The sequence below is a fragment of the Salinibacterium sp. G-O1 genome (genome assembly GCF_030063305.1).
Taxonomy (GTDB): Bacteria; Actinomycetota; Actinomycetes; order Actinomycetales; family Microbacteriaceae; genus Rhodoglobus.
Genome location: NZ_JASISV010000003.1, coordinates 126048 through 148391, shown reverse-complemented (window position 1 = coordinate 148391; position 22344 = coordinate 126048). Strand labels below are relative to the sequence as shown.

Below are 22344 nucleotides of genomic sequence, written 5' to 3'. Positions count from 1 at the left end.
GTGTGACAACAGCACCAGTGCTCGCGGCGGGAGCCGTCTGTTGGCGCATCGTCGATGGCAAGACCAAGGTGTTGGTCGTGCACCGGGCGACCCACGCTGACTACTCGTTGCCCAAAGGCAAGGTCGACCCGGGCGAGACCCTTCCCGAGACCGCCGTGCGCGAAATCCGTGAAGAGACCGGGCTTTCCATCACCCTCGGCCCCCCTCTTGGAACCGTTGACTACACGCTGCCCAGCGGCCGCGAGAAGCTCGTCTACTACTGGGCGGCGGAGGTCAACGATCACGCTCTTGAGCTCGCGAAGTTCCAGCCCAACGACGAGATCGCGGCCCTCGAATGGCTGCCCGTCGCGAAGGCTCGCAAGCGGCTGACGTACCCACACGATCTGGACGTGCTCGATCGCTTTGAGAAACTGCTCGACGCCGACTGCATCCGGACCTTCGCGATCATCGCGGTCCGGCACGGCAAGGCGGTGGCTCCCTCGGCGTGGGACGGCCCGGATGCCACCCGCCCCCTGATGCATCGCGGCAGCGACCAGGCCGCGACCATCGCGAAGGGCATCGCGGCCTTCGGCCCGGAGAAAATCATCAGCAGCACGGCAGCACGGTGCCTCGCGACGGTGGCGCCCCTCGCGGCGGTGACAGGGCTCGAGGTCAAGCCGAGCGACCGGATCAGCCAGGATGCGCTCGAGAACGGAACGTCAGACCTGCCGGCGGTCGTCAGCCGCCAGCTTAAGAAGCGCGTCAGCGCTGTGCTCTGCAGCCACGGGCCGGTTCTGCCCCGCCTCATCTCCCAGTTCGCCGAGCAGGCAGGCACCGCGATGAGCGGCGCACTGCACGACGCATCGTCGCTCTCCACGGGCGACTTCACGGTGTTGCACATTGCGCGCACCAAAAACTCGGCCGGAATTGTCGCCGTAGAGACCCACTCCCCAGCCTGACCGGCCGGAATTTCGGGAGCGTTAACCTTCCGTTCACCTCCGGGGGCGACCGTGGTTAACCGCCGTGCATAGTGTTTCACCTTGGGTCGCACCGGCCCACACACTGAAATCACAGCGAAATCTCCTGAAAGGGATACCACTTTGAACTCTGTACTGTCCAAGTACAAGCGCCTCGCCACCATCGGCGCAGTCGCTATCGCAGGAACCATCCTCCTGTCCTCGTGTGCAGCAAACGAGGGTGGCACCACCGACCCGGGTGCAGGCGGAAGCGAACTTTCCGGCACGATCGACGGCGCTGGCGCATCGTCGCAGGGTTCGGCACAGGAGGCGTGGGTTGCCGCGTTCCAGACCGCCAACCCCGACGTCACCATCAACTACGACCCTTCGGGCTCGGGTGCAGGTCGTGAGGCGTTCATCGCCGGCGGCGTGTATTTCGCCGGAACCGACTCGGCTCTCAAGCAGGAAGAGATCGACGGCGGCTTCGCTGCCTGCGTTCCCGACACCGGCTACGTGCAGGTTCCCGCCTACATCTCGCCCATCGCCGTGATCTTCAACGTCGAGGGTGTTGACAACCTCAACCTCGACGCTGCGACCCTCGCCGGCATCTTCAAGGGCACCATCACCACCTGGAACGACCCGGCCATCGTCGCGCTGAACGCTGACGCCACGCTGCCGTCGGCTCCGATCACCGCGGTTCACCGCTCCGACGACTCGGGCACCACCAAGAACTTCACGGACTACCTGAACAAGGCCGCCGCGGAGATCTGGGACGCTCCCGCCGCTGACCCATTCCCGTACAAGGTGGGCGAAGCAGCACAGGGCACCTCCGGTGTCGTCGATGCAGTAACCAACGGCTCCAACACCATCGGTTACGCTGACGCATCCAAGGCCGGCTCGCTCGGCGTTGCAGCGATCAAGGTCGGCGACGAGTTCGTTACCTACAGCCCCGAGGCGGCCGCCGCGGTCGTCACCGGATCGCCTGCTGGCGACACGGCCGGCCCGACCGACCTCGTGATCAAGCTCGACCGCAACACGACCGACCCGACGCACTACCCGCTCGTCCTGGTGAGCTACATCATCACCTGCAACGAGTTCGTTGACGCTGAGGCCGCTCCCGTTGTGAAGTCGTACATCCAGTACATCACCAGCGAGGCCGGCCAGACCGAAGCCGCAACCTCAGCCGGTGCAGCGCCGCTGGCTCCGGAGCTGTCCGCGAAGGTCGCGACAGTTCTCGACGCCATCAAGTAACAACACCACCGCTGTCGGGCTGGGGCACGGGTGCGCATTGCACCCCGTGCCGCAGCCCGACAGACTTGATCAGCACCACACAGCTCCCCCAGCCCAGCACGGTCTCGCAGGAAGACAGGTATGACGACAGCCTCGCCGCGTAAGCCGAGATCAACGCTCCGCCCCGCAGATCGAATTTTCGCCGGCAGCACCATCGTCGCCGGCAGCCTCATCCTCGCCGCCCTCGCCGCGGTCGCCGTCTTCCTCATCGCCCAGTCGATCCCGGCCCTGGTCGTCGACCCAGCCGAACTCAAGGGTTCGCCGTCGAGCTTCTGGGCCTACGTCGGGCCGCTGGTCTTCGGCACCGTCTGGGCCGCGTTCCTCGCGCTGGTCATGGCCCTCCCGATCTCCATCGGCATCGCCCTCTTCATCTCGCACTACGCCCCCCGCCGGATCGCCCAGGGGCTCGGCTACATCATCGATCTGCTGGCCGCCGTGCCATCCGTCGTCTTCGGTCTCTGGGGCATCAAGGTTCTCGCCCCCGCCGTGACTCCCCTTTACGGCTGGCTGGTCGACAACCTGGGCTGGCTGCCCTTCTTTGCTGGGGATGTCTCGGGCACGGGTCGCACGATCCTCACCGTCGCGATCGTGCTCGCCGTCATGATCATCCCGATCATCACCGCTGTGACCAGGGAAGTCTTCCTGCAAACACCCCGCCTGCATGAGGAAGCAGCCCTCGCCCTGGGCGCCACCCGCTGGGAGATGATCCAGATGGCGGTTATCCCGTTCGGCCGCCCCGGCATGATCTCGGCGGCGATGCTCGGCCTCGGCCGCGCCCTCGGCGAGACGATGGTCGTGGCCATGGTGCTTTCGCCCGCGCTGGTCGTCAACTTCGTGCTCACCAGCTCGCAGAACCCGGCCACCATCGCCGGAAACATCGCGCTCAACTTTCCCGAAGCGCACGGCGTCGACGTCAACGCGCTCATCGCGACAGGAATGGTGCTGTTCATCATCACTTTGGTGATCAACTCGATCGCCCGCGTCGTCATCAACCGCCGCAAGGCATTCTCGGGAGCGAACTGATGAGCGCCTCAGCGCAGACCACGGGAATAGTGAACTCCCTCACCACCGGCCGCCTGCCCAAGTGGGCCACCTGGGCGATCCTGGGCGGCAGCTGGGCCATCATGGGCGTCGTCTTCACCCTGATCGCCGCCGCATCCGACTCCGAGTTCAACATCGCTGCGGCTCTGTTCCTCGGAACGATCCTGTTCATCGTGCTCATCTTCGTGTTCGCGCTCCTCGTCGAGGGCATCCGTCAGGCCAAAGACCGGCTCGTCACAGCCCTGGTGGTCAGCGCCTTCCTCATCGCGCTCATCCCGCTCATCTCGCTGCTGTTCACCGTCGTCTCCAACGGGGTACCGCGGTTCGACCCGGATTTCTTCAGCCAGTCGATGCGCAACATCGTCGGCGAGGGCGGCGGAGCCCTCCACGCCATCATGGGCACGCTGCTGATCACCGGCGCTGCCGCGCTCATCTCGGTGCCAGTGGGGCTGCTCACCGCCATCTACCTCGTGGAGTACGGCAAGGGCGCCCTGGCGCGCGCCATCACGTTCTTCGTGGACGTGATGACGGGCATCCCCTCGATCGTCGCCGGGCTGTTCGCGTTCGCGTTCTTCGCGCTGATTCTGGATGACCCGGGAATCCGTTTCGGCTTCGGCGGGTCCATCGCCCTGTCGCTCCTGATGATTCCGGTGGTGGTGCGTTCGAGCGAGGAGATGCTGAAACTCGTTCCGAACGAGCTGCGCGAGGCGTCGTACGCGCTCGGTGTGCCGAAGTGGTTGACCATCCTCAAGATCGTCATCCCGACCTCGCTTGCCGGCATCACCACCGGCATCACGCTCGCCATCGCTCGCGTCATCGGCGAGACCGCCCCGCTGCTCATCATTTCGGGCTTCACGGCGAGCATGAACTACGACCTCTTCAACGACCGGATGATGTCGCTGCCGGTCTTCGTCTACACCCAGTACGCCAACCCCGGTTCGGACGTGCAGCCGTACCTTGATCGCGCGTGGGCCGGCGCGCTGACGCTCATCCTGATCGTCATGCTGCTGAACCTGATCGCCCGCATGATCGCCCGCATCTTCTCCCCCAAGCTCGGCCGCTAAGCGGCGCGTAACAAAAAGGAATCCCGTGTCAAAGCGCATCGAAGTCAACGACCTCAACGTCTACTACGGCAAGTTCAAGGCCGTCGAGGATGTCACGCTGAAGATCGAGCCCCGCACCGTGACGGCCTTCATCGGCCCCAGCGGTTGCGGCAAGTCGACGTTCCTTCGCACCCTGAACCGGATGCACGAGGTGATCCCCGGCGCTTACGTCGAAGGCGAGGTGCTGATCGACGGCAACAACCTCTACGGCCCAGGGGTCGACCCCGTGCTGGTGCGTCGCCAGGTCGGCATGGTGTTCCAGCGCCCGAACCCGTTCCCGACCATGTCGATCCGCGACAACGTGCTCGCCGGCGTCAAGCTCAACAACACGCGCATGAGCAAGACCGACGGTGACGACCTCGTCGAGAAGTCGCTGCAGGGTGCGAACCTCTGGAACGAGGTCAAGGATCGCCTGGCGCTTCCCGGATCCGGCCTGTCGGGCGGGCAGCAGCAGCGCCTGTGCATCGCCAGGGCGATCGCCGTCTCCCCCGAGGTGATCCTCATGGATGAGCCGTGTTCCGCGCTCGACCCGATCTCCACCCTCGCCATCGAGGACCTCATCGAGGAGCTCAAGCTCGACTACACGATCGTGATCGTGACTCACAACATGCAGCAGGCATCCAGGGTTTCTGACCGCACGGCGTTCTTCAACATCGCTGGAACGGGCAAGCCCGGCAAGCTCATCGAGTACGACGACACCGTCACGATGTTCTCGAAGCCCAGCGTGCAGGCCACCGAAGACTATGTCTCGGGCAAGTTCGGTTGATCCGCGCCTGACCAGGGGCCCTCGAGCGATCGGGGGCCCTTTTTCGTGCGCCGGTGGCGGCGCGCAGCGCTCACCGCTCATTCCGAAATGACGGAAGTGACGCCGATTCGGAGGACGCGGCATCCGGAAACTGGCGGATCTTGGCGGGCGCGACACGCTCCGTTCCGTCATTTCGGAAGGGGGCGGCGGGATTCCGCGGGGCGCGCAGACGCGTGGCCGGGCGGTGGGGCTGGCGAGATTTCGTGCCGAAAACCCGATTGATTGACAACAACCCGAATTGGGTATATACCGTGTGCACGGCACCAAATAATTCGAGGTGGGAGCCCCCAATGATTCGAATGATTCTGGAGTTCGTCTCGGCGGGAATCTTCCTGATCCTTGCCATCGTGACAGCGATGTATCCCCCCTGGATCGAAGCAGTTTTCGGCATAGATCCCGATCAAGGCAGCGGCGCACTCGAGTGGGCGCTGGTCGCCGCGTTCGGCGTCGTCGCGCTCATCGCAGCTGGCTTAGGCACGCGCACTGTCGTGCTGCGCGCCCGCGCCCGAGAGGCGTGACCCGATTTTGGCATGTGGGGGTGAGACGACGTGAAACCCCCTGAGGAAGAGGAAACGGCGGACTCTCACGGAGCCGAGGAACGCCTCCGTCAGTACCTGCAGTCTCGACTGCCGGCCGATCAGGTCGAGGAGGCTCTGCGGAAGTTGCAGCTTGATACTGAGTCGGACGAGGTGACTCCACAAGAGTCAATGCCGCTCGACGATTCGGTTGAGGCTGATCGCGATGGTGGGGAGAGCGACCGCCCCCACGATCAGGTTCGAAACGGGTCGAACTAGCTAGCTCACCGATGGCGGGTTCACCTCGTCGAAGGAAGTGATGGCAATGAAAATCGCCGAAGACGAATCAGTCGGGCGAGCAGAGGTGGATGACTCAACGCCCGTTCTAGCGGCGCAAACCCCCGGCGGTAAGCCGATGTTGCGGTTGCTCCAGCAACTCAAGAGCCACGGACTTGACGCGTTGATGGAAGAAGCGGTGGATGCCATCGTGGAGGCGGATCATGCGCCCGAAGTGTTCGCAGCCGCCGAACGCTTCGACCTGGCTCCCGCTGTCGAAACCCGTCAGGCTGCTCCCAAGAGCAAGACAAGCAAGAAGAGCACGGCGTCGAAGCCCACCGTTGAGGAGGAGCAAGCAGAGACAGCGCGCGAGTCGCTCGTGGATGCCTACCATGACGCGGCAGCAGTCATGGGTCCGCCGACAGGTTCCGGACCGCGCTGGCAGTCCATCGGCCCGCATACCGTCACCAATGGCCAGACGTATGGCAGTTCCCGGGTCAACGTGTCCGGGCGCCTCTCGGCCGTCGCGGTCGACCCCGGTCAGCCCACACATGTGCTTGCCGGTTCCGCCAACGGCGGTGTGTGGGAGAGCCGCGACGCTGGTGGGTCCTGGATCCCTCGCACCGACTACCAAGCCACGTTGTCGGTCGGAGCTCTGGCTTTCGACCCGAACAATGGTGCGATCGCCTACTGCGGCACCGGCGAGGGAGCCTGGTGGGGCTACACCTACCTCGGCAACGGAATCCTGCGCTCCACCGATGGTGGCGCTACCTGGACGTCGCTGTGCACCACCCCCTTCGTCGGTCAGGGCTTCTTCCAGATTGCGGTCGACCGCACCAACGGCCAGCGACTGTACGCCGCCACCACCGGGGGCCTGTTCGTGTCAACCGATGGCGGTTCGACCTGGACCCGACGTCGGTCGGGCGTCTGTTGGTCGGTTTCGCTCGACCCAGGCGGGACGGAGGCCCTCGCGGCCTGCCGGGACGGCCTGTTTCGCTCCACCGATAACGGCACAACGTGGACGTCCGTAACGTTGGCCGGAGCACCCACCAGCTTCTTCCGGTTCGCGGTCAGCATCGCGCCGTCGAATCCGGCGGTGGCCTACGGATGGGGTGCCCAGCTGAACAGCGATCAGTCGGTGACAACACTCCTGTGGCGGCGCAGCGGTGGAACGTGGAGCACGGTCGCCCCACCGTCTGACGTCAGCGGCAACCAGGCCTGGTACGACTGGTACGTCGCCGCAGCACCGGATCGCGATACCCAGGTATATCTGGGCGCCATCGACATGCATCGCGGTGATTTTCTGAGACGGCGGTGGGCCTGGACGAATCTGTCGTCCAAGCAGGCCGGCGACTCGATCCACCCGGATCAACAGTCGATCGCCTTCGCGCCCGGGTTGCCGAACACTGTGTATGCCGGCAACGACGGCGGGCTGTTCCGCAGTCCGGACCGCGGAGTCACCTGGGTGTCGTGCAACAACGGCCTTGTCATCAGCGAGTTCGAATACATCGCTCAGGATGTCGGCACCTCCCGGTTTGTGATCGGCGGCACGCAAGACAACGGGACCAACCGCTGGTTGGGGCCGTCCACCTGGGAGCACGTTGGAGATGCTGACGGTGGCGATTGTGGGGTGAATCGTGGGCTTCCCACCACGCTTGTGCATACCCGTCAGAACGGGACCATGTTGCGATCGACTACGGGCGGGGCCCTCGGTTCATGGAACTTTGTGACGCCGCCGCGTCCGGCCGGGGAAGGTCCGGGATTGTTCTACGTTCCGGTGGAATACAGCGCATCCGGCGGCAACACTGTTGCGCTTGGCGGGTTGGCTCTGTACGTTTCGCGCGACAACGCCACCAATTGGACACGTCTCGCGTTTCCCACGGCAGGAACGGCGAGCGCACTCCACCTGCCCGACCCCGACACGGTGATTGTTGGTCTGACCGACGGGCGAGTGCTGCGAAGCCGCTTCTCCGGCGGCAGCTGGTCCGCACCAGCCGCGCTGACCGTCCCGAGGGCGGCCTGGATCAGCGATCTGCACGCAACTCCCGGCGCCGGGGGCCGGCTGTGGGCGACCTCGAGCGCAATGAACGGTGGTCGGGTGTTTCGCTCTGACGACGGCGGGACAACCTGGACCGACCGCTCGGCGGGTCTTCCGAACATCCCGATCACGGCGATCGCTGTCGATGACGCCAATTCGAATCGAGTGTGGGTTGGTGCAGACCTGGGGGTCTATCAGAGCACCGACGGCGGCGCGACCTGGTCGACCTTCTCCAACGGGCTGCCCACGGCGTACATCGGGGATCTGATCTTCCATCCGCATGCGCGCGTCTTGAGGGCAGGAACCCGCAATCGGGGCGTGTGGCAGATTCCGGTGGACGGGTGGTTGACCTCCCCCATCTGCGGCACTCAATGGACGGGTTCCCTCGCCCCGCGCGAAACCAAACGATGGTTCACCTTCCGATGGCCGGCGACATGGCATGTTGTCTGGACTGTCATGCCGACATCCCCCAATTCCGGGGCTCCACAAGTCACGTGGAAAGTTCGAGTCGAGCGGGCCGATGCGGAATATGTGACGTATTGGATCAGCGTCACTAACCTGACGGGTGTCCCGGTCACTTTCGAGGGTCGATACGCGATCCTCAGCCGTTATTAGGAGGGGTTTATGTATACCAACGTTCAGTTCACGGGATCCCTTGCTCCCCAACAGTCCCGGAGGTGGTTCACCTTCGGCTGGTCGGCGTCCAGCCACGTGGTCTGGTACATGGTGCCCACCTCGCCGCAGGTGGGCAACCCCCAGGTCGAATGGGATGTCGCGGTCGAAAGAGCCGATGCGAGCCGCTGCACCTATTGGCTCACCGTCAAGAACCTGACCGCACAGACCGTCACCTTCGAGGGCAGATACGCGGTTCTCAATTGAGCACGACACACGTGAGTTAGGAGCCCGAAATGCGCCTCATCATTACCGTTGAAGACGATAAGCCTTCACCAGCCGCCAGCCTCACATCGGTACCGGATGCCGTGGCCGAGAACGCAGGAATGCCCGCACAGCAGTCGGCCGTCCGAGGATCAAACCAAAACGATGGCACGGATTCATTCGAGAGCGCACTCACTGACGGAGCAACCTCGGCCGGAGCAGCCCCCGACGCACCGTCAACAGCCGAGCGGGCATTTCTCGGTGAATCAGGGGCGCTCCCCGGGCAGACATCCGAGAACTTCGACGTCTCGACAGCGACGTCGGCAGGGGCTGCCCCCGAAGCACTGGCCGCATCCGAGGCGGTCTTCCTTGGTGAATCACCATCGATGGCCGAGGAGTCGCACGATAACGCCGACACCTCGGCTGGTCCCGGAACTTTCGCCGGCTGAGGAGCTTGTCGCGCGGCGTCCCGGGAACGCGAAACGGCCCCCGATCGCTCGGGGGCCGTTCGTAAGCGGGTGCCGGTTAGGCGGGTTCGATGCTGATGACCGGATCCGTTGTCGGGGTCTTCGATCCGCCGGAAGGCTCGATCGTGACGCCGACGACGTCGCCGCCCTTCATCTCGCCGTCGAGCACGCGCCAGGCGTTGCCCTCGTCATCGATCGTGAAGGTTCCCGCCGCGCGAGGGCCGTCACTGCCGATGTACCACAGCTCGTAGACCCTGTCTGAGGGAAGTTCCTCAAGCCCGGAGACCATGAAGGCCGCCGATGCGAGCTCGCCAGACCACATCAGTGTTGCCGAGCCACCCCCGTCGACCTTGGTGTCGACACGCTGGGTGTCGCTGGCGGATCCGATCGCGGCAAGCTGGTTGGCCTGCGCCTGCTGGAACGACGTGTCGTTGACGGTATTGGCGACAACACCACCACCGACGATCAGGACGACCGCTGCAGCAACACTCGCGAGCGCGGTCAGCGGCTTGGAAAACCAGCGCGCCTGGGCCTTGGCCGCAGCCTTGCCGTTGAAGCTGCTGATGTCGACCGGGGCCGCAACGGGCACCTCTCGGGGCAGTTGTGGTGTGCTGGCGAGCTGAGCCATGATGCCCTGCTTCAGGGAAGCGGGAGGCGTCACGGGGTCGACGGCCAGCCCCAGAAGGACGGCCGTGTCGGTCAGCTCGGTGACCTCATTGCGGGTTGCTTCGGACTCGGCGAGGTGAGCCTCGAACTGGCGGGTCTCATCCTCATTCAATGCGTGCAGGGCGTATGCCCCGGACATGCTGTCAACATCCTGTTTACGGGGAGTCATGACGTCACCCCCAGCTCATCGCGCAGACGGATCATGCCGTCGCGCAATCGTGTTTTGACCGTACCGATCGGCACGCTCAGCTTTGCGGCTACTTCGCTGTGACTGAACCCGCCGTAGTATGCGAGGGAGACAGCCTGGCGCTGCAATTCTGTCAGTCGTGTCATGGCTTTCTCCACCCTTTCGTGTTCGACGCGGACTTCGATGGTTTCTGCGACATTGTCGTAGTCGGGATTGTAATCACGGATGCCGATACGGGTGTCGCGGTCTCGTGACGATTGTGAGGAACGCACCCGGTCTACCGCCCTGCGGTGAGCCATGGTGAGAATCCATGTTGCTGCTGCCCCTTTATTCGGATCAAACCGGGTTGCGGTTTGCCAAATCTCCAGGAAAACCTCCTGCGTCACTTCCTCCGACTGGGAGTGGTCACGCAGCAGACGCTTGATCAGGCCAAAAACGCGGGGCGAAATCTGGTCATACAGCTCACTGAACGCCAGTTGATCGCCGTTGGCGACGCGTTCAAGAAGGTCTTGTTGGCTCGCCGCACGTGCTCGACCCGCACTGGGATCGGCTGAAACATCATTCTCACGAGACATGGTCTCCAGCATGACACTTAAACCTTCCTCGGTGCGCTTGATCACTTGTTATTCGTGACCCTTGACACAGGGGTTTGGTTTGCCCCTGAATCTGACGCGAGGCGAGAAGGCTGCTGGGTGACGCCGGGCCGCAGAACGCCTCTCGGCGCAAGGCCGCTCGAAGCGGCTATTAGTGGAGCCCGGGGTTACCGCGGCCCGGCTGGATCACTTTATCAAAGCTTCGCTGAATGCCACATCCACTTGTGGATGCCCTACTCCAGTGCCCCGGAGCGATACAGCCGCGCACACGCCGCGAACTCGTCTGCCGTCAGCGCGAGGCGGTCGGCGCGGGTGGTCAGTTCGGTGGCTCGCTCCGGATTCGTTGGTTCAGCGTCATCCGCAGCGCTGGTGCAGCCTGCTGCCAGGATGCGACTGAAGGATGCCGCGCGGTCGAGTGCGATCGCGAAGTCCCCCCGGAAGAGTCCCCGCAGAATCTGGTTGGCGAGCGCCGTGATCTCGTCGGGACCGGTGGGCATGGGTGCTCCGGCGACCAGAGCGTCGATGGTCGGCAGCACGTCGAGACCTCGCTGGAACAGAAAACTGGTGCCCGTGGAATCCTGCCGAATGAGCACCCGGATGAGGTAGATGCGCCACAGCGCTCCCGGCAGGCTGCGCGGGCTGGAGCGTGCCCAGAGTTCGGCGAGCGCGTCGATGCCATTGACATCGGTGTAGGCCACGAGCCGCTCGATCACCTCGGGATCCGTGGTGTCACGCGCTCTGCTCAGCAATGCGTGCGCGGTGTCGTGTGCGACCCGCATGACCTGTGCCGGATCTTCCCCGCCCTCGAACGTGTCGAACTTGTCGCCCGAATATTGGGTGGGTTTGTGGAAATTGTCGGCCATAAGTCCACGGTACGCTTGAGGGGTAGGGCCTGTAGCTCAGTTGGTAGAGCATCGGACTTTTAATCCGCGGGTCCCGGGTTCGAGCCCCGGCGGGCCCACAAAGGTGACGCGGTCACCATCCCTTCAACTCGTCCCCTCGCGCAACTGACCGTGTCGCGTTGGTGCGCCCGCACGCAGAAGAACCCGTCGTGGGCCCCCGCTGAGCAGTCCGGATCTTTGCGCCGTCGCCTCACATCCCCCTCACCAATACCGCGCAATGAGCCGGCGGCTCAGTAGGGGAGTCGAGCCCCGGCGGGCCCACGTTGAAAGTGCCTCGTGCGTGTGGCCGGAGGCGCCGCACACCGCCCGGAGTCACTCCTCCGGAGCAACCCTCACGGCATCCTGCATCGCCAAGCGGGCCAGGTCTACCCGATTCGCCGAGCCGGTCTTGCGCAGCAGGTTCGAGATGTGCGAACTCACCGTCTTTTCGCTGATGAACAGGGCGAGCGCGATTTCGGAATAGGTGCGACCGGCGACCACGTGGACGAGGATCTCCTCCTCGCGCGGCGTCAGCCCGGGCAGTCCGCTCGGCAGCGGCACGCCTGTGTCCGCGGTGTTGTCGGGCGCGGCGGTCGAGTCAATCGGGATGCGCGCGCTCGCGGCGAGGTTCGCGAGCGCCTCCTGAATCGGCCGGGCCTGCAGGGTTTCGGCGAGGGTGTGGCCGCGGCGCAGCACGGATGCCGCCTCATCCCGGTGGGCATGACCACGGGTCAGCAGCGCCTCCGCCGCTCGCCAGCACGCGTAGACCTCCTCCCAGGCGAGCATCCCCACGCGGCAGGCGTCGGCCGTCAGCATCCACTGCCGCCCGTTGTCTTCCTGTCGCCGGGCACGCCCGGCCTCGGAAGCGTAGAACAGGTTCAGCGCGTCAATCTGGTGTTCCCACAGTTCGGTGGACTCCCCCAGGTCCCGGATCCCACTCGGGAATCGCTCCTCGAGGTCATCGAGCTGCGCGAGCACGGTGTCGGGGCTTTGCCCCGCATCCCGGGCGAGCTGCACCTGATCGGCGATCGCGCGGGCGGCGAGGGGAATCAGCCATTCGCACATCGTCGGTGGCACGCCTGGCGAGGTGGCGCCGGTCATCGCCGCGGCGTAGGCGGCCTGTGGGTCGCCCGCCGCGAGGCACACCTCCGCGCGGATGGCATCGAATTCGATAGCGAGAAACTCGCTCGTTCCCGCGAACAGCTCATCGGCCCTCGCCAGGTGGGCCGCGGCTTCCGCCTGACGCCCCTGCCAGGCCGCGAGCCGGGCCGCGGTCAGCCGGGCGCCCACATCGGCGAACGGTCCAGGGTCTGAACCGAGCACCACCCGGAGCCTCTGCTGGCACTCCCGCCAGTCACCGATGGCGAGCAACCCCATCGCCTCATCGGCCGACAGCTTGGCGATGTAGGCGTGCGGAGCGCCCAACGCCGTCAGCTGCTCTCGCCGCCGCGCCAGTTGGCTGGCGAAGGTGCGGCTCGCCCACATTTCGATCCCATTTGCCTCCCAGAGGGACGCGTGCACGAACGCCCAATAGTCACGCGCCTCCAGGGCCGCGTCCACGGCCTCGGCCGCGAAGGCGCGCGCCTGATCCCCGTGCTCCGCAAATACCGCTGCCATCGCGTTGGCGGAAAGCGCAAACGAGAGTGCCCGTGGGTTACCGGCCGCGCGGGCCACGGCAAGCGCCTCAGCGGCGTGAGCCCCCGCGTCGGGGGAATCCTGCCACAGTTCGGCGTGGGCCAGCTCGGCCAGCGCGAGCGCGAACTGCCAGCTCGTCTCATCCACTCTCGTGAGTCGCACGGCCTCGCTCAGATCGGCCACGTTGAGGAAGGAGCGTCCGGTGGTCAGTCGCAGCTGCGCCCTCCGCACCAGCAACTCGGCGACCGTGAGTGGATGCTCGTCAAGGTTCAGCCCACGCAGGAGCGCCTCGATCGCGTCGAGTTCCTCCTCTTGAGCACCTGTTTCTGCGGCGGCCGCGCGCAGCCTCCGCAACAGGTCCAGGGTGCTCTCGCTCGCCTCCGGCACCTGGTCGCGCAGCGCGACCGCCCGGCGAAGCAGCCGCAGCATCTCCGAGACTCCGCCGGCTGCACCGGCCGCCTCGGTGGCACGGAGCGCCCACCGGTAGGCGTCTGCACCGTGGGCTGCCTGAAAGTGGTGGTCGGCCAGGGCGACCATCGTCTCGACTGCCGGTGGCGAGGCATCCGTCAATTTCGCCTCGTAGTGGTCGGCGAAGGCGGCATGCCAGCGTCGGCGCTCCTCGCCGGGGAGGCCCTCCTCGAGCACCTCAGCGTTCAGCGGGTGGTGAAACCAGTAGGTGTCGTGGGCGTTGGCGTCCAGGGTTCCTGCGTCGACCGCCTCGCGCAGCAGCGGCAGACTGCCACCCGCCTCCGCCCCGCCGTCGCTCACCGAACCGGCGATGACAGCGTCGAGGTCTGCTGCCCGCAACGGCCGACCGCCCACCGCCAGAATCCGGGTCAACGCCCGCGCCGGCGCCGACAGCCGCCGCCACGACTGCAGAACCGCAGATTTCAGGTCGGCGGGCAGATCGGCGGGCAGGCGCAGGGCATCCACCGACAGCCCCGCCACCACCAGCTGGGTCAGATAGGCGTTGCCCTGGGTGTGGGCGAAGACATCCGCCACGAGCGACTGGCGTGGGGGTGCTCCCAGCAGCCCGGAGATCTGGGCGCCGGTGCCGAGTCGATCGAGCGGGCCCAGCGCCAACTCGGTGATCTGGGGCAGACGACGGATGTCGGCCAGCCAGCGTGCCACGGGATGCCCGTCGCCGGCCTCGCCGCTGCGGATACCGGCAATCACAGCCAACCGGCGATTGGCGGGCCCGGCCAGAAGGTACATCAACACGTCGAGGGTGCTCTGGTCGACCCAGTGCAGGTCGTCGACCACCAGGACGACAAGGCGGTCTTGGCACAGCTTGCTCAGCCAGGCGTCGAAAATCGCCGGGACGTGTGGCGCCGAATCTCCGGACGCCAGCATTCGGGGAAGTGCGTCACCCGTGTGCTGAGGCATCCCGCGCAGCGCCGACTGCAGTGCGAGGAACGGTACAGACAACGAACCGAGCGGCAGTCCGCCTCCGCTCAGCACGATGGCTGACGCGTCGACCGCCGCACACGACTTCCTGATCAGGGCGGTCTTCCCGACCCCGGGGTCGCCCCCTACGATGATGGCTCCGAACGTACCGGCAGCCGCCCCGCTCAGCAGCGCGCCGAGAACGCCCAGTTCCCCGTCGCGCCCGACCAGAACAGGGTCGATCACGCCGAGCCCGCCGACCATGCTGCCAGTGTGGCACCAATCCGGCCGCTGCGCGGGGTCAATCTGAGGGGTTGCTGGTTCCTTCTGAGGGGGCACTCCGGATGCGTGCTGCCAGCGACCCCGGAAGGGTGGGAGCCACACGGAAAGGCAGAAATCATGAATAGCTTCACAAGCATCCGAGGAGGCGCGATCGCTGCAGTAGCGGCCCTTCTCGTGGCCGGTGTGGGAGTCAGCCCCGCAGCGGCAAGACAGGACCCGGGCACTCTCGGCGGGTCATCCATTTCGTCGGCGCAGCCCGGCGGCTGCCCGCTCACCCGGGTCGGCACCCAGTTCATGCGTTGCGACAACCTCACCGGTGCGGGGGTGCGCGCCCCAGCCTGGATCCCGGAAGGCTGATAACACGGAAGACTGCCTTCGGGAAAATAGTCCAATATTTAGTCAGACCTTCTGACACATTGGACACCACATGACGACAGTCATCCCCGCCCCCGTTCGCCGCATCGACTCCAGCGGAACGTTCACGCTCACGCGCGAATCGACCGTGGGCGGTGACCCGGCGGCGGCCGGGTATGTCGCCGTGATGCTGGGGCTTTCGATTTCGGATGACCCGACCGTCGAATTTGCGCTCGGGAGTTCGTCAGCGCCCGAGGGTTACACCCTGAGGATCACCAGTGCGGGCATCCGGGCCGAAGCCGATTCTGCCGCTGGACTGTTCTACGCGGCGCAGACCCTGCGTCAGTTGCTTCCTGCCGATCAGGCCACCGGCGTCACGAGCGCGGCTCTGCCGATCACCGAGATCGAGGACTATCCGCGGTTCGCGTATCGCGGCGCCATGCTCGACGTGGCGCGGCACTTCTTCGGGGTAGACGACGTCAAAAAGTTCATCGACAACATCGCGCTACTCAAGGTGAACCACCTGCACCTGCACCTCACGGATGACCAGGGCTGGCGCATCCAGATCGACTCATGGCCGGAGCTCACGAAAGCCGGGGCGACCACGGAGGTCGGCGGCACCGGAGGCGGCTTCTACTCGAAAGACCAGTACCGCGAGATAGTGCGGTACGCGGCATCCCTGTTCATCACGATCGTGCCGGAGATAGACCTGCCCGGGCACACCAACGCCGCAAGCGTCGCCTACCCCGAGCTCAGCGACATTCCGGTGAGCCCCTACGAGGGCGTCGAGGTGGGATTCAGTTCGCTCGCGATCCGCAGCGAGACGACCTACACGTTCGTCGACGACGTCATTCGCGAGATGGCAGCACTCACGCCGGGCCCGTACCTGCATCTCGGCGGCGACGAGTCGCTTGCCACCACCGATGACGACTTCCTGTACTTCATCGAGCGGGCCACGGCGATCGCGGCGACGCACGGCAAGACGCTCATCGGCTGGCACGAGATGGGCCGCAGCACGGCGCTGCCGGCGGGCACTGTCGGCCAGTACTGGAGCTTCACCACGCCCCAGGAAGGGGCGGACGAGCACACGCTGTCGTTCGTTCGGCAGGGCGGCCCGATCATCATGTCGCCGGCCGACGTCGCCTACCTCGACATCAAGTACGACGCGTCCACCGAGTTGGGGCTCACCTGGGCGGATGGGCCCACCTCCATAGCCGAGTCGTACGAGTGGGAGCCCACGGCGATCGTTCCCGGCATCGGCGAGGCGCAGCTGTTGGGAGTCGAAGCCCCTATCTGGACTGAAACCCTGGCGACGATCGCGGACGTCGAGTACATGGCCTTCCCGCGACTCGCCTCGATCGCCGAGATCGCGTGGTCGCCCGCCGGCACGCGTGACTTGGATGAGTTCACTCCCCGACTCGAGCGCTTTGTCGGGATGCTCGACGCACTGGGCATCCAGCACCACAGACTCGACGAGTAGCCTGAGGACTGTGGCCACGCTCTTCCACTCGGCACGAAAGCTCGACGCCCACGGGCAGGTCGACGACTTCTGGATGCTCGTTGACTGCGACACCATCACGTCGACCGGCAGCGGGCACGCGCATCCTGCGGCCACCGAGAAGGTCGACGTTGCCGGGCGCTGGCTCGTGCCGGGATTCATCGACCTCCACGGCCACGGTGGCGGCGGACACGCCTACGACGATGGCCCGGGTGCCCTGACGGCAGCCCTCGCCACGCACCGCCAGCACGGCACCACGCGTTCGGTCATCAGCCTGGTCGCGAACCCCATTAACGACCTTCTGGCCACCCTCGACACGATCGCGGAGTTCGCGGCACGCGATCCGCTCGTGCTCGGCGCCCATCTGGAAGGGCCTTTCCTCGCGCCCGAGAACCGTGGCGCCCCCAGCCCGGAGTACCTGCTCGAACCATCCCCCGCGACCGTCGACCTGCTGCTCAACGCCGCGCGCGGCACCCTGCGTCAGATCACGATCGCCCCGGAACTCCCCAACGCGCTCGAGGCGATGGACATCCTTGTGGAGGCCGGTGTTGCGGTCGCCATCGGCCACACCATGGCCGACGAGGTGCTCGCCCGCCGGGCCTTCGACGCCGGGGCGCGCATCCTCACCCATGCGTTCAACGCGATGCCGGGCATCCACCATCGCGCGCCCGGCCCAATCGTGGCCGCGTTCAACGACGACCGCGTGACGCTCGAGCTGATCCTCGACGGGATGCACGTGCATCCGAGCGTCGCCCGGCTCGCGTTCGGCGCCGCGCCGGGCCGCATCGCGCTGGTGACCGATGCGATGGCCGCGGCCGGCTCGGACGACGGCGAGTACACCCTCGGATCCCGTGACGTCACGGTGCGCGACGGGCTCGCGACCCTGAGTGGCACCACCACGATCGCGGGTTCCACCCTCACTCAGGATGCCGCACTGCGGCTCGCGGTGACCGACGCGCGCGTGCCGCCGCTCGACGCGGTCACCGCGCTTACCCTCACTCCGGCTCGAGCGCTCGGGCTTGAGCACCGGCACGGACTGCTCTCCCCCGGCTTCGCGGCTGACGCCGTGCTGCTCGATGACGACTGGCAGGTGACCGACGTCTGGGCCGCCGGCGGTCGCATCCGCGGCTGAGCCAACCCCCGCAGCGGCGATCAGACGTAGAGCGTCGTCTGCCGTTCCTCGCCGCCCTCACGCCAGCGCAGCTCGATCGCCGTCACGCTCGGACTCACCAGCTTCTTGTTGATCGTGAATGGCAGTGATTCCTGCGGGCGAACTGTGATCGGCAACTGACCCACATACACTGCAGCGCCGGGGCCGATGGGTGTGACATCGGTGAACGAGATGAGCTCGGCGGTCGCCCCGCGAGAGTCGTTGCGCAGACGGTACCGGGACCGACTCTCTTTTGCGGTCGACCATCGCACCGTGTCGGGGCTGGCCAGCACCGACGACCGTAGCGACGGGCTACTGCGTTGCTGCGCGGCCTTGGCAAGGGTCTGTACGCCACCGTTGTTTCGCAGTGACTGAATCCAGGCCGCCACCGCCACAAACGCCGCCGCCGTGCTGCCCACGGCACCCACCCATGCGGGAATGGCTGCGCCCCAAAGGTCCGTCTCCGCGAGGATCATTTCGCAACTCTATGTCGTGCACTGCCCTCGATCCCAGCCCCCAATGCACCAGCGTCAGCCGCGCGCGCCTGGCCGCACGATGATCTTGACCGCGGTGTCGTTGTGGTTGATCAGGGTGTCGAAGCCCTCGTCGACGAGTCGGTCGAGGTCGATCCGGCCGGTGATGAACGGTGCGAGATCCACCTTGCCGTCCTGCACGAGCTTGATCGTCGCAGGATGGTCGTTGACGTACGCGATGGTGCCTCGCAGGTCGATCTCCTTGAGCACCAGTTTCTGCATATCGACCTGGGCCGGCTTGCTCCAGATCGAGACGTTGACGACGACGGCTCCCGGCCTGACCGCGTCAAGAAGCTGATCGAGCACCGCGTTGACGCTCGAACATTCGAACGCGACATCCGCCCCCACGCCATCGGTGAGCTCCCGAACCTTCGCGACCACGTCGTCAACAGCAGGGTCGATCACATGACGCACGACCCCGGTGGACAGCGCCTTCTCGCGACGCGCTTTGCTCATTTCGGTGAGGATGACCGTGATGCCCTCCGCGTGGAGCACCGCGGCGAGCAGCAACCCGATCGGTCCGCCACCACCGATGAACGCGACATCCCCCGCCTTCGCGCCGCTGCGCACGAACGCGTGGTGACCTACCGCCAACGGCTCGATGAGGGCGGCCTGGTCGAGTGGGATGTTGCCAACCGGATGCACCCACCGGCGTTCGACGACGATGCTCTCGCTGAGCCCGCCGCCACCACCGGCGAGCCCAATGAAGCCCATCTTTGCGCACAGGTTGTAACGCCCGGACTTACAGGCGGCACACTCGTTGCACACGAAATACGGTTCGACGACGACGCTCTCGCCGACGGTCAGGTCGGTTATTCCGTCGCCGAGCGCTGACACAGTTCCGGAGAACTCGTGCCCCATGGTGACGGGCAGGTTCTCGTGCGAGAGCGGATGCGGGTGACCCTCGGGCGAGATGAAGATCGGCCCTTCGAGGTATTCGTGCAGATCGGTGCCGCAGATTCCGCACCATGCGATGTCGATGGCGACGGCTCCTGGCCGCAGCTCGGGGGTCGGGACGTCTTCGATGCGGATGTCTTTGCGTGCGTGGAATCGAGCAGCCTTCATTGTGGTCATGCCTCATGGTCTCGGCTCGCGCCGGGGGCCAACAGGGGCGAAGGTCCCGCCGCGATGCTGATGCGGGCCCGGCCGGAAAGCCGTGGGACCTTCGGCACTAACCGGATTCGCCGCCGCACCGGACAGTGTGCACGTCACCACTTATCGGCCACTGCACGCGGCAGGCCCCTACCGAATGGAACGTCATGTCCACCATCGCCTCACCCGCAACCCACCTACCGGCGGCGGCCTCAGTCACGTTGGCGACCCGACACGCTTCCGCTGCGCACCCATCGCTCGCCATCCTGCGACTTGCCATGGGATTCATCTTTCTGTGGGCGTTCCTCGACAAGACATTTGGGCTGGGGTTCTCCACGCCGGTCGAGCGGGCCTGGATTAATGGCGGAACACCGAGCCAGGGGTTTCTGGGAAGCGAAGCCGTGACCGGCCCACTGCAGCCCTTCTTCGCCGGGATCGCGAGCCCTGCCACCGACGTGCTTTTCATGCTCGGGATGCTCGGAATCGGCCTCGCCGTGATGCTCGGCATCGGACTGCGGGTCAGTGCCGTCGCTGGCACCGTGATCATGGTGCTGATGTATCTCGCGGAGTGGCCGTTCACAGCGGGCGCGGGCTCGACGAACCCCGCCGTTGATTACCACATCATCTATGCGCTGGCACTGATCGTGATCGCCGCAACCTCGGCCGGCAACACGTGGGGGTTCGGAGCGACCTGGAGCCGACTCCCATTCGTGCGCACGCAGCGGTGGCTGTTCTAGGCGAACCCCAGCCGCCAGGGTCCCGTCGCCGCTTTCGGACGACGGGACCTTTGGCCCGGGCGCATCCGGGATATCCGTCCTAGCGTGAGTTCATGAGAGCACTCCAATATCGCACCATCGGATCCGCACCCGTCCTGGTCGAGATCGACCGGCCTGAGCCAGCACCGGGCCAGGTGCTGCTGAAAACGACGGCCGCTGGCGTCTGCCACTCCGACCAATTCGTGATGGACCTGCCACAAGAGCAGTACGACGCCTTCGGCTTCGGGTTGCCCCTCACCCTCGGCCATGAGGGTGCTGGCACGGTCGAAGCGATCGGCGCCGGCGTCACCGGTATCACGCTCGGTGAGTCGATGGCCGTCTACGGCCCGTGGGGGTGCGGGCGGTGCCACCTGTGCGCGCAGGGCAAGGAGAACTACTGCACCGAGGCGGCACGCCTCGGCATCCAGCCCCCAGGCCTGGGCGCCCCCGGTTCCATGGCCGACTACCTCCTGATTGACGATGCGAGGCACCTCGTGCCGCTCGGGGAGCTCGACCCGGTCGCGAACGTCTCTCTCACGGATGCTGGCCTCACGCCGTATCACGCCATCAAGATGTCACTGCCGAAACTCGTTGCGGGCAGCACTGCGGTTGTTATCGGCGCTGGCGGACTCGGGCACGTCGGAATCCAGATCGTCAAGGCCATGTCATCGGCACGAGTGATTGCCGTCGACCTGAGTGAGCAGAAGCTCGAGCTCGCGAGAGAGGTCGGGGCCGACGAGGCAATTCTCAGTGATGGCAACACGTCGGCTGCGATCCGTGAACTCACCCACGGGCTCGGCGCCACCGCCGTCTTCGACTTCGTCGGCGCTCAGTCGACCGTGGAGCTGGCAAGCAGTGTCGTCGCGGTCGAGGGTGACCTCACGATCGTCGGGATCGGCGGCGGCATGCTCCCGGTCGGATTCGGCAGCCTGCCCTATGACGTCGCCGTGCGCACTCCGTACTGGGGAACGCGCGCCGAACTCATGGAGGTGCTCGACCTTGCCCGGGCCGGCAAGATCACCGTGGAGACCGAAATCTTCTCCCTCGCCGATGCGCCTCAGGCATACGAGAAGTTGCACGCCGGCACCATCCGCGGACGCGCCGTCATCGTTCCCTGACGACAGACGCGACCTGCGGATCGACCACGATCACCGGGCTGGAGATGTTGGCAAGCACATCGTGACTGACGGCCAGGGTCGGGTCGTCAGCCTCATCTCCCGGCCGGGCGAGCACGAGCACGCTGGCCGTTGAGGATGCCGCGACAAGTGCCTCAGACATCGTGCTGTCCGAAATCCGGGACCGCACCATCACCTGAGAATCGAAGTCGCGCGCAGCATTCGTTGCGGCCTCGACGATCAGAGACCGGCTTCCGGCCTGGTGACCGTTCAACGATTCGACCACCCACGCCCCCACGAGCACGAGCACCTGCCCCGTGCGCACAGCCTCACGCGTGGCGAACTCGATCGCACGCAAGCCGGTGTCGTTGAGTTCGGCGGCTGCAACGACGCCGACGCGGGACCGGCCGAAGAACTCCGGAATGACCGCCACAGCACACTCTGCTCCCGACACCAGACTCAGGAACTTCGATCCGAACACCCTGCCGTAGGCGAAGCCAGTCTTGTGAGTGCCCATGACCAGAAGGTCGGCACCGGCCGAGGCTTCAATCAGCGCTCTGGGCGGCAATCCGGTGACCACGCGCCCGCTCACCGCCACACCGCGGGAGTGAGCCATGGCGCGCGTCAACTCGGCGTCGAGCACCATTGCGGCATGATCCCGCACGTCGCCGTCATCCGCGTCGCTCTCGCCCAGCCATCGCTCGTCGATCACGTGAACAAGCTCCACGCTCTCGCCGAGGGATGCGGCTCGGGCCAAGGCCCAGTCTGTCGCTGCCCGGCTCGGCCCCGACGCATCGATGCCGACCACTATCGTTCCGACCATCCTTGTCGCCGCCTCTCCCTTCGAGCATCCCCCCGGGCCTTCGGGCGA

At 65.7% G+C, this 22344-nt stretch carries 22 protein-coding genes and 1 tRNA gene; 16 read left to right on the top strand and 7 right to left on the bottom strand.

Translation table 11 applies throughout. The features are described from left to right. Positions 1-2 precede the first annotated feature (2 nt). The 10 genes from QMG83_RS12300 (at position 3) to QMG83_RS12255 (ending at position 9328) form a co-directional block, all read left to right on the top strand. Positions 3-938 (top strand): NUDIX hydrolase, encoded by a 936-nt coding sequence (locus QMG83_RS12300; protein ID WP_349357954.1) that lies wholly within the window; start codon positions 3-5, stop codon positions 936-938. A 141-nt stretch (positions 939-1079) separates the two neighbouring features. Then, a complete protein-coding gene (locus tag QMG83_RS12295; protein WP_283505696.1) occupies positions 1080-2186 on the top strand; it encodes a phosphate ABC transporter substrate-binding protein PstS in 1107 nt (368 codons plus the stop codon). 120 nt (positions 2187-2306) lie between these two features. Next, positions 2307-3248, top strand: coding sequence for a phosphate ABC transporter permease subunit PstC (gene pstC / locus QMG83_RS12290; protein WP_283505695.1), 942 nt, complete (start codon positions 2307-2309; stop codon positions 3246-3248). Further along, positions 3248-4330, top strand: a complete 1083-nt coding sequence (gene pstA / locus QMG83_RS12285) for a phosphate ABC transporter permease PstA (protein WP_283505694.1) — start codon at positions 3248-3250, stop codon at positions 4328-4330. Before pstC ends, pstA begins: the two co-directional genes overlap by 1 nt. A 25-nt stretch (positions 4331-4355) precedes the next feature. Continuing rightward, positions 4356-5135: a phosphate ABC transporter ATP-binding protein PstB gene (pstB, locus tag QMG83_RS12280; protein ID WP_283505693.1), complete on the top strand. Its 780-nt coding sequence runs from the start codon at positions 4356-4358 to the stop codon at positions 5133-5135. Between the two features lie 329 nt (positions 5136-5464). Then, positions 5465-5692 carry a hypothetical protein gene (locus QMG83_RS12275; RefSeq protein ID WP_283505692.1) on the top strand — a complete coding sequence of 76 codons (228 nt, stop codon included), beginning with the start codon at positions 5465-5467 and terminating at the stop codon, positions 5690-5692. Positions 5693-5722: 30 nt separating this feature from the next. Beyond that, positions 5723-5968, top strand: a complete 246-nt coding sequence (locus tag QMG83_RS12270; protein WP_283505691.1) for a hypothetical protein — start codon at positions 5723-5725, stop codon at positions 5966-5968. Positions 5969-6014: 46 nt separating this feature from the next. Then, positions 6015-8618 (top strand): WD40/YVTN/BNR-like repeat-containing protein, encoded by a 2604-nt coding sequence (locus QMG83_RS12265; protein ID WP_283505690.1) that lies wholly within the window; start codon positions 6015-6017, stop codon positions 8616-8618. A 9-nt stretch (positions 8619-8627) separates the two neighbouring features. Beyond that, positions 8628-8882: a hypothetical protein gene (locus tag QMG83_RS12260; RefSeq protein ID WP_283505689.1), complete on the top strand. Its 255-nt coding sequence runs from the start codon at positions 8628-8630 to the stop codon at positions 8880-8882. A 29-nt stretch (positions 8883-8911) separates the two neighbouring features. Further along, on the top strand, positions 8912-9328 hold the full coding sequence (locus tag QMG83_RS12255; protein WP_283505688.1) for a hypothetical protein: 417 nt from the start codon (positions 8912-8914) through the stop codon (positions 9326-9328). A 76-nt stretch (positions 9329-9404) separates the two neighbouring features. Here the strand turns inward: QMG83_RS12255 and QMG83_RS12250 are convergent, their stop codons facing one another. The 3 genes from QMG83_RS12250 to QMG83_RS12240 all read right to left on the bottom strand — a co-directional run bounded on the left by QMG83_RS12250 (position 9405) and on the right by QMG83_RS12240 (position 11655). Beyond that, positions 9405-10181: an anti-sigma factor gene (locus QMG83_RS12250; protein ID WP_283505687.1), complete on the bottom strand. Its 777-nt coding sequence runs from the start codon at positions 10179-10181 to the stop codon at positions 9405-9407. Then, entirely contained in the window at positions 10178-10774 is a 597-nt protein-coding gene (locus QMG83_RS12245; protein ID WP_283505910.1) for a sigma-70 family RNA polymerase sigma factor, read from the bottom strand. Before QMG83_RS12245 ends, QMG83_RS12250 begins: the two co-directional genes overlap by 4 nt. Before the next feature lie 251 nt (positions 10775-11025). After that, positions 11026-11655 (bottom strand): DNA-directed RNA polymerase subunit beta, encoded by a 630-nt coding sequence (locus QMG83_RS12240; protein ID WP_283505686.1) that lies wholly within the window; start codon positions 11653-11655, stop codon positions 11026-11028. Positions 11656-11680: 25 nt separating this feature from the next. Here QMG83_RS12240 and QMG83_RS12235 point away from each other — a divergent pair. After that, positions 11681-11753: transfer RNA gene (locus tag QMG83_RS12235), tRNA-Lys, on the top strand. 253 nt (positions 11754-12006) lie between these two features. Here QMG83_RS12235 and QMG83_RS12230 read toward each other — a convergent pair. Further along, on the bottom strand, positions 12007-14958 hold the full coding sequence (locus tag QMG83_RS12230; protein ID WP_283505685.1) for a helix-turn-helix transcriptional regulator: 2952 nt from the start codon (positions 14956-14958) through the stop codon (positions 12007-12009). A gap of 135 nt (positions 14959-15093) precedes the next feature. Here QMG83_RS12230 and QMG83_RS12225 point away from each other — a divergent pair, with 135 nt between their 5' ends. The 3 genes from QMG83_RS12225 to nagA all read left to right on the top strand — a co-directional run bounded on the left by QMG83_RS12225 (position 15094) and on the right by nagA (position 17960). Further along, positions 15094-15333 (top strand): hypothetical protein, encoded by a 240-nt coding sequence (locus tag QMG83_RS12225; RefSeq protein WP_283505684.1) that lies wholly within the window; start codon positions 15094-15096, stop codon positions 15331-15333. 70 nt (positions 15334-15403) lie between these two features. Then, a complete protein-coding gene (locus tag QMG83_RS12220; RefSeq protein WP_283505683.1) occupies positions 15404-16810 on the top strand; it encodes a beta-N-acetylhexosaminidase in 1407 nt (468 codons plus the stop codon). Positions 16811-16820: 10 nt separating this feature from the next. After that, the gene (nagA, locus tag QMG83_RS12215; protein WP_283505682.1) at positions 16821-17960 is read left to right on the top strand and encodes an N-acetylglucosamine-6-phosphate deacetylase; all 1140 of its coding nucleotides are present in this window, start codon (positions 16821-16823) and stop codon (positions 17958-17960) included. A gap of 20 nt (positions 17961-17980) precedes the next feature. Here nagA and QMG83_RS12210 read toward each other — a convergent pair whose 3' ends face one another. Together QMG83_RS12210 and QMG83_RS12205 are read right to left on the bottom strand one after the other, a co-directional pair. Beyond that, entirely contained in the window at positions 17981-18454 is a 474-nt protein-coding gene (locus QMG83_RS12210) for a hypothetical protein (protein WP_283505681.1), read from the bottom strand. Positions 18455-18508: 54 nt separating this feature from the next. Next, complete coding sequence (locus tag QMG83_RS12205; protein WP_283505909.1) at positions 18509-19576, bottom strand: 2,3-butanediol dehydrogenase; 1068 nt, start codon at positions 19574-19576, stop codon at positions 18509-18511. 194 nt (positions 19577-19770) lie between these two features. Here QMG83_RS12205 and QMG83_RS12200 point away from each other — a divergent pair, with 194 nt between their 5' ends. Next, a complete protein-coding gene (locus QMG83_RS12200; protein WP_283505680.1) occupies positions 19771-20340 on the top strand; it encodes a DoxX family protein in 570 nt (189 codons plus the stop codon). Positions 20341-20432: 92 nt separating this feature from the next. Beyond that, positions 20433-21476: an NAD(P)-dependent alcohol dehydrogenase gene (locus QMG83_RS12195; protein WP_283505679.1), complete on the top strand. Its 1044-nt coding sequence runs from the start codon at positions 20433-20435 to the stop codon at positions 21474-21476. On the opposite strand, the gene QMG83_RS12190 is transcribed toward QMG83_RS12195, so the two are convergent. Further along, the gene (locus tag QMG83_RS12190; protein ID WP_283505678.1) at positions 21463-22296 is read right to left on the bottom strand and encodes a universal stress protein; all 834 of its coding nucleotides are present in this window, start codon (positions 22294-22296) and stop codon (positions 21463-21465) included. The genes QMG83_RS12195 and QMG83_RS12190 overlap by 14 nt on opposite strands. Positions 22297-22344: the final 48 nt, after the last annotated feature.

Bases quoted from the DNA above. Each gene is read 5' to 3' on its own strand.
- pstC (WP_283505695.1), top strand. From the start codon at position 2,307: ATGACGACAGCCTCGCCGCGTAAGCCGAGATCAACGCTCCGCCCCGCA.
- pstA (WP_283505694.1), top strand. From the start codon at position 3,248: ATGAGCGCCTCAGCGCAGACCACGGGAATAGTGAACTCCCTCACCACC.
- QMG83_RS12275 (WP_283505692.1), top strand. From the start codon at position 5,465: ATGATTCGAATGATTCTGGAGTTCGTCTCGGCGGGAATCTTCCTGATC.
- QMG83_RS12265 (WP_283505690.1), top strand. From the start codon at position 6,015: ATGAAAATCGCCGAAGACGAATCAGTCGGGCGAGCAGAGGTGGATGAC.
- QMG83_RS12260 (WP_283505689.1), top strand. From the start codon at position 8,628: ATGTATACCAACGTTCAGTTCACGGGATCCCTTGCTCCCCAACAGTCC.
- QMG83_RS12255 (WP_283505688.1), top strand. From the start codon at position 8,912: ATGCGCCTCATCATTACCGTTGAAGACGATAAGCCTTCACCAGCCGCC.
- QMG83_RS12250 (WP_283505687.1), bottom strand. From the start codon at position 10,181: ATGACTCCCCGTAAACAGGATGTTGACAGCATGTCCGGGGCATACGCC.
- QMG83_RS12245 (WP_283505910.1), bottom strand. From the start codon at position 10,774: ATGTCTCGTGAGAATGATGTTTCAGCCGATCCCAGTGCGGGTCGAGCA.
- QMG83_RS12240 (WP_283505686.1), bottom strand. From the start codon at position 11,655: ATGGCCGACAATTTCCACAAACCCACCCAATATTCGGGCGACAAGTTC.
- QMG83_RS12230 (WP_283505685.1), bottom strand. From the start codon at position 14,958: ATGGTCGGCGGGCTCGGCGTGATCGACCCTGTTCTGGTCGGGCGCGAC.
- QMG83_RS12225 (WP_283505684.1), top strand. From the start codon at position 15,094: ATGAATAGCTTCACAAGCATCCGAGGAGGCGCGATCGCTGCAGTAGCG.
- QMG83_RS12220 (WP_283505683.1), top strand. From the start codon at position 15,404: ATGACGACAGTCATCCCCGCCCCCGTTCGCCGCATCGACTCCAGCGGA.
- QMG83_RS12210 (WP_283505681.1), bottom strand. From the start codon at position 18,454: ATGATCCTCGCGGAGACGGACCTTTGGGGCGCAGCCATTCCCGCATGG.
- QMG83_RS12205 (WP_283505909.1), bottom strand. From the start codon at position 19,576: ATGAAGGCTGCTCGATTCCACGCACGCAAAGACATCCGCATCGAAGAC.
- QMG83_RS12200 (WP_283505680.1), top strand. From the start codon at position 19,771: ATGTCCACCATCGCCTCACCCGCAACCCACCTACCGGCGGCGGCCTCA.
- QMG83_RS12195 (WP_283505679.1), top strand. From the start codon at position 20,433: ATGAGAGCACTCCAATATCGCACCATCGGATCCGCACCCGTCCTGGTC.
- QMG83_RS12190 (WP_283505678.1), bottom strand. From the start codon at position 22,296: ATGGTCGGAACGATAGTGGTCGGCATCGATGCGTCGGGGCCGAGCCGG.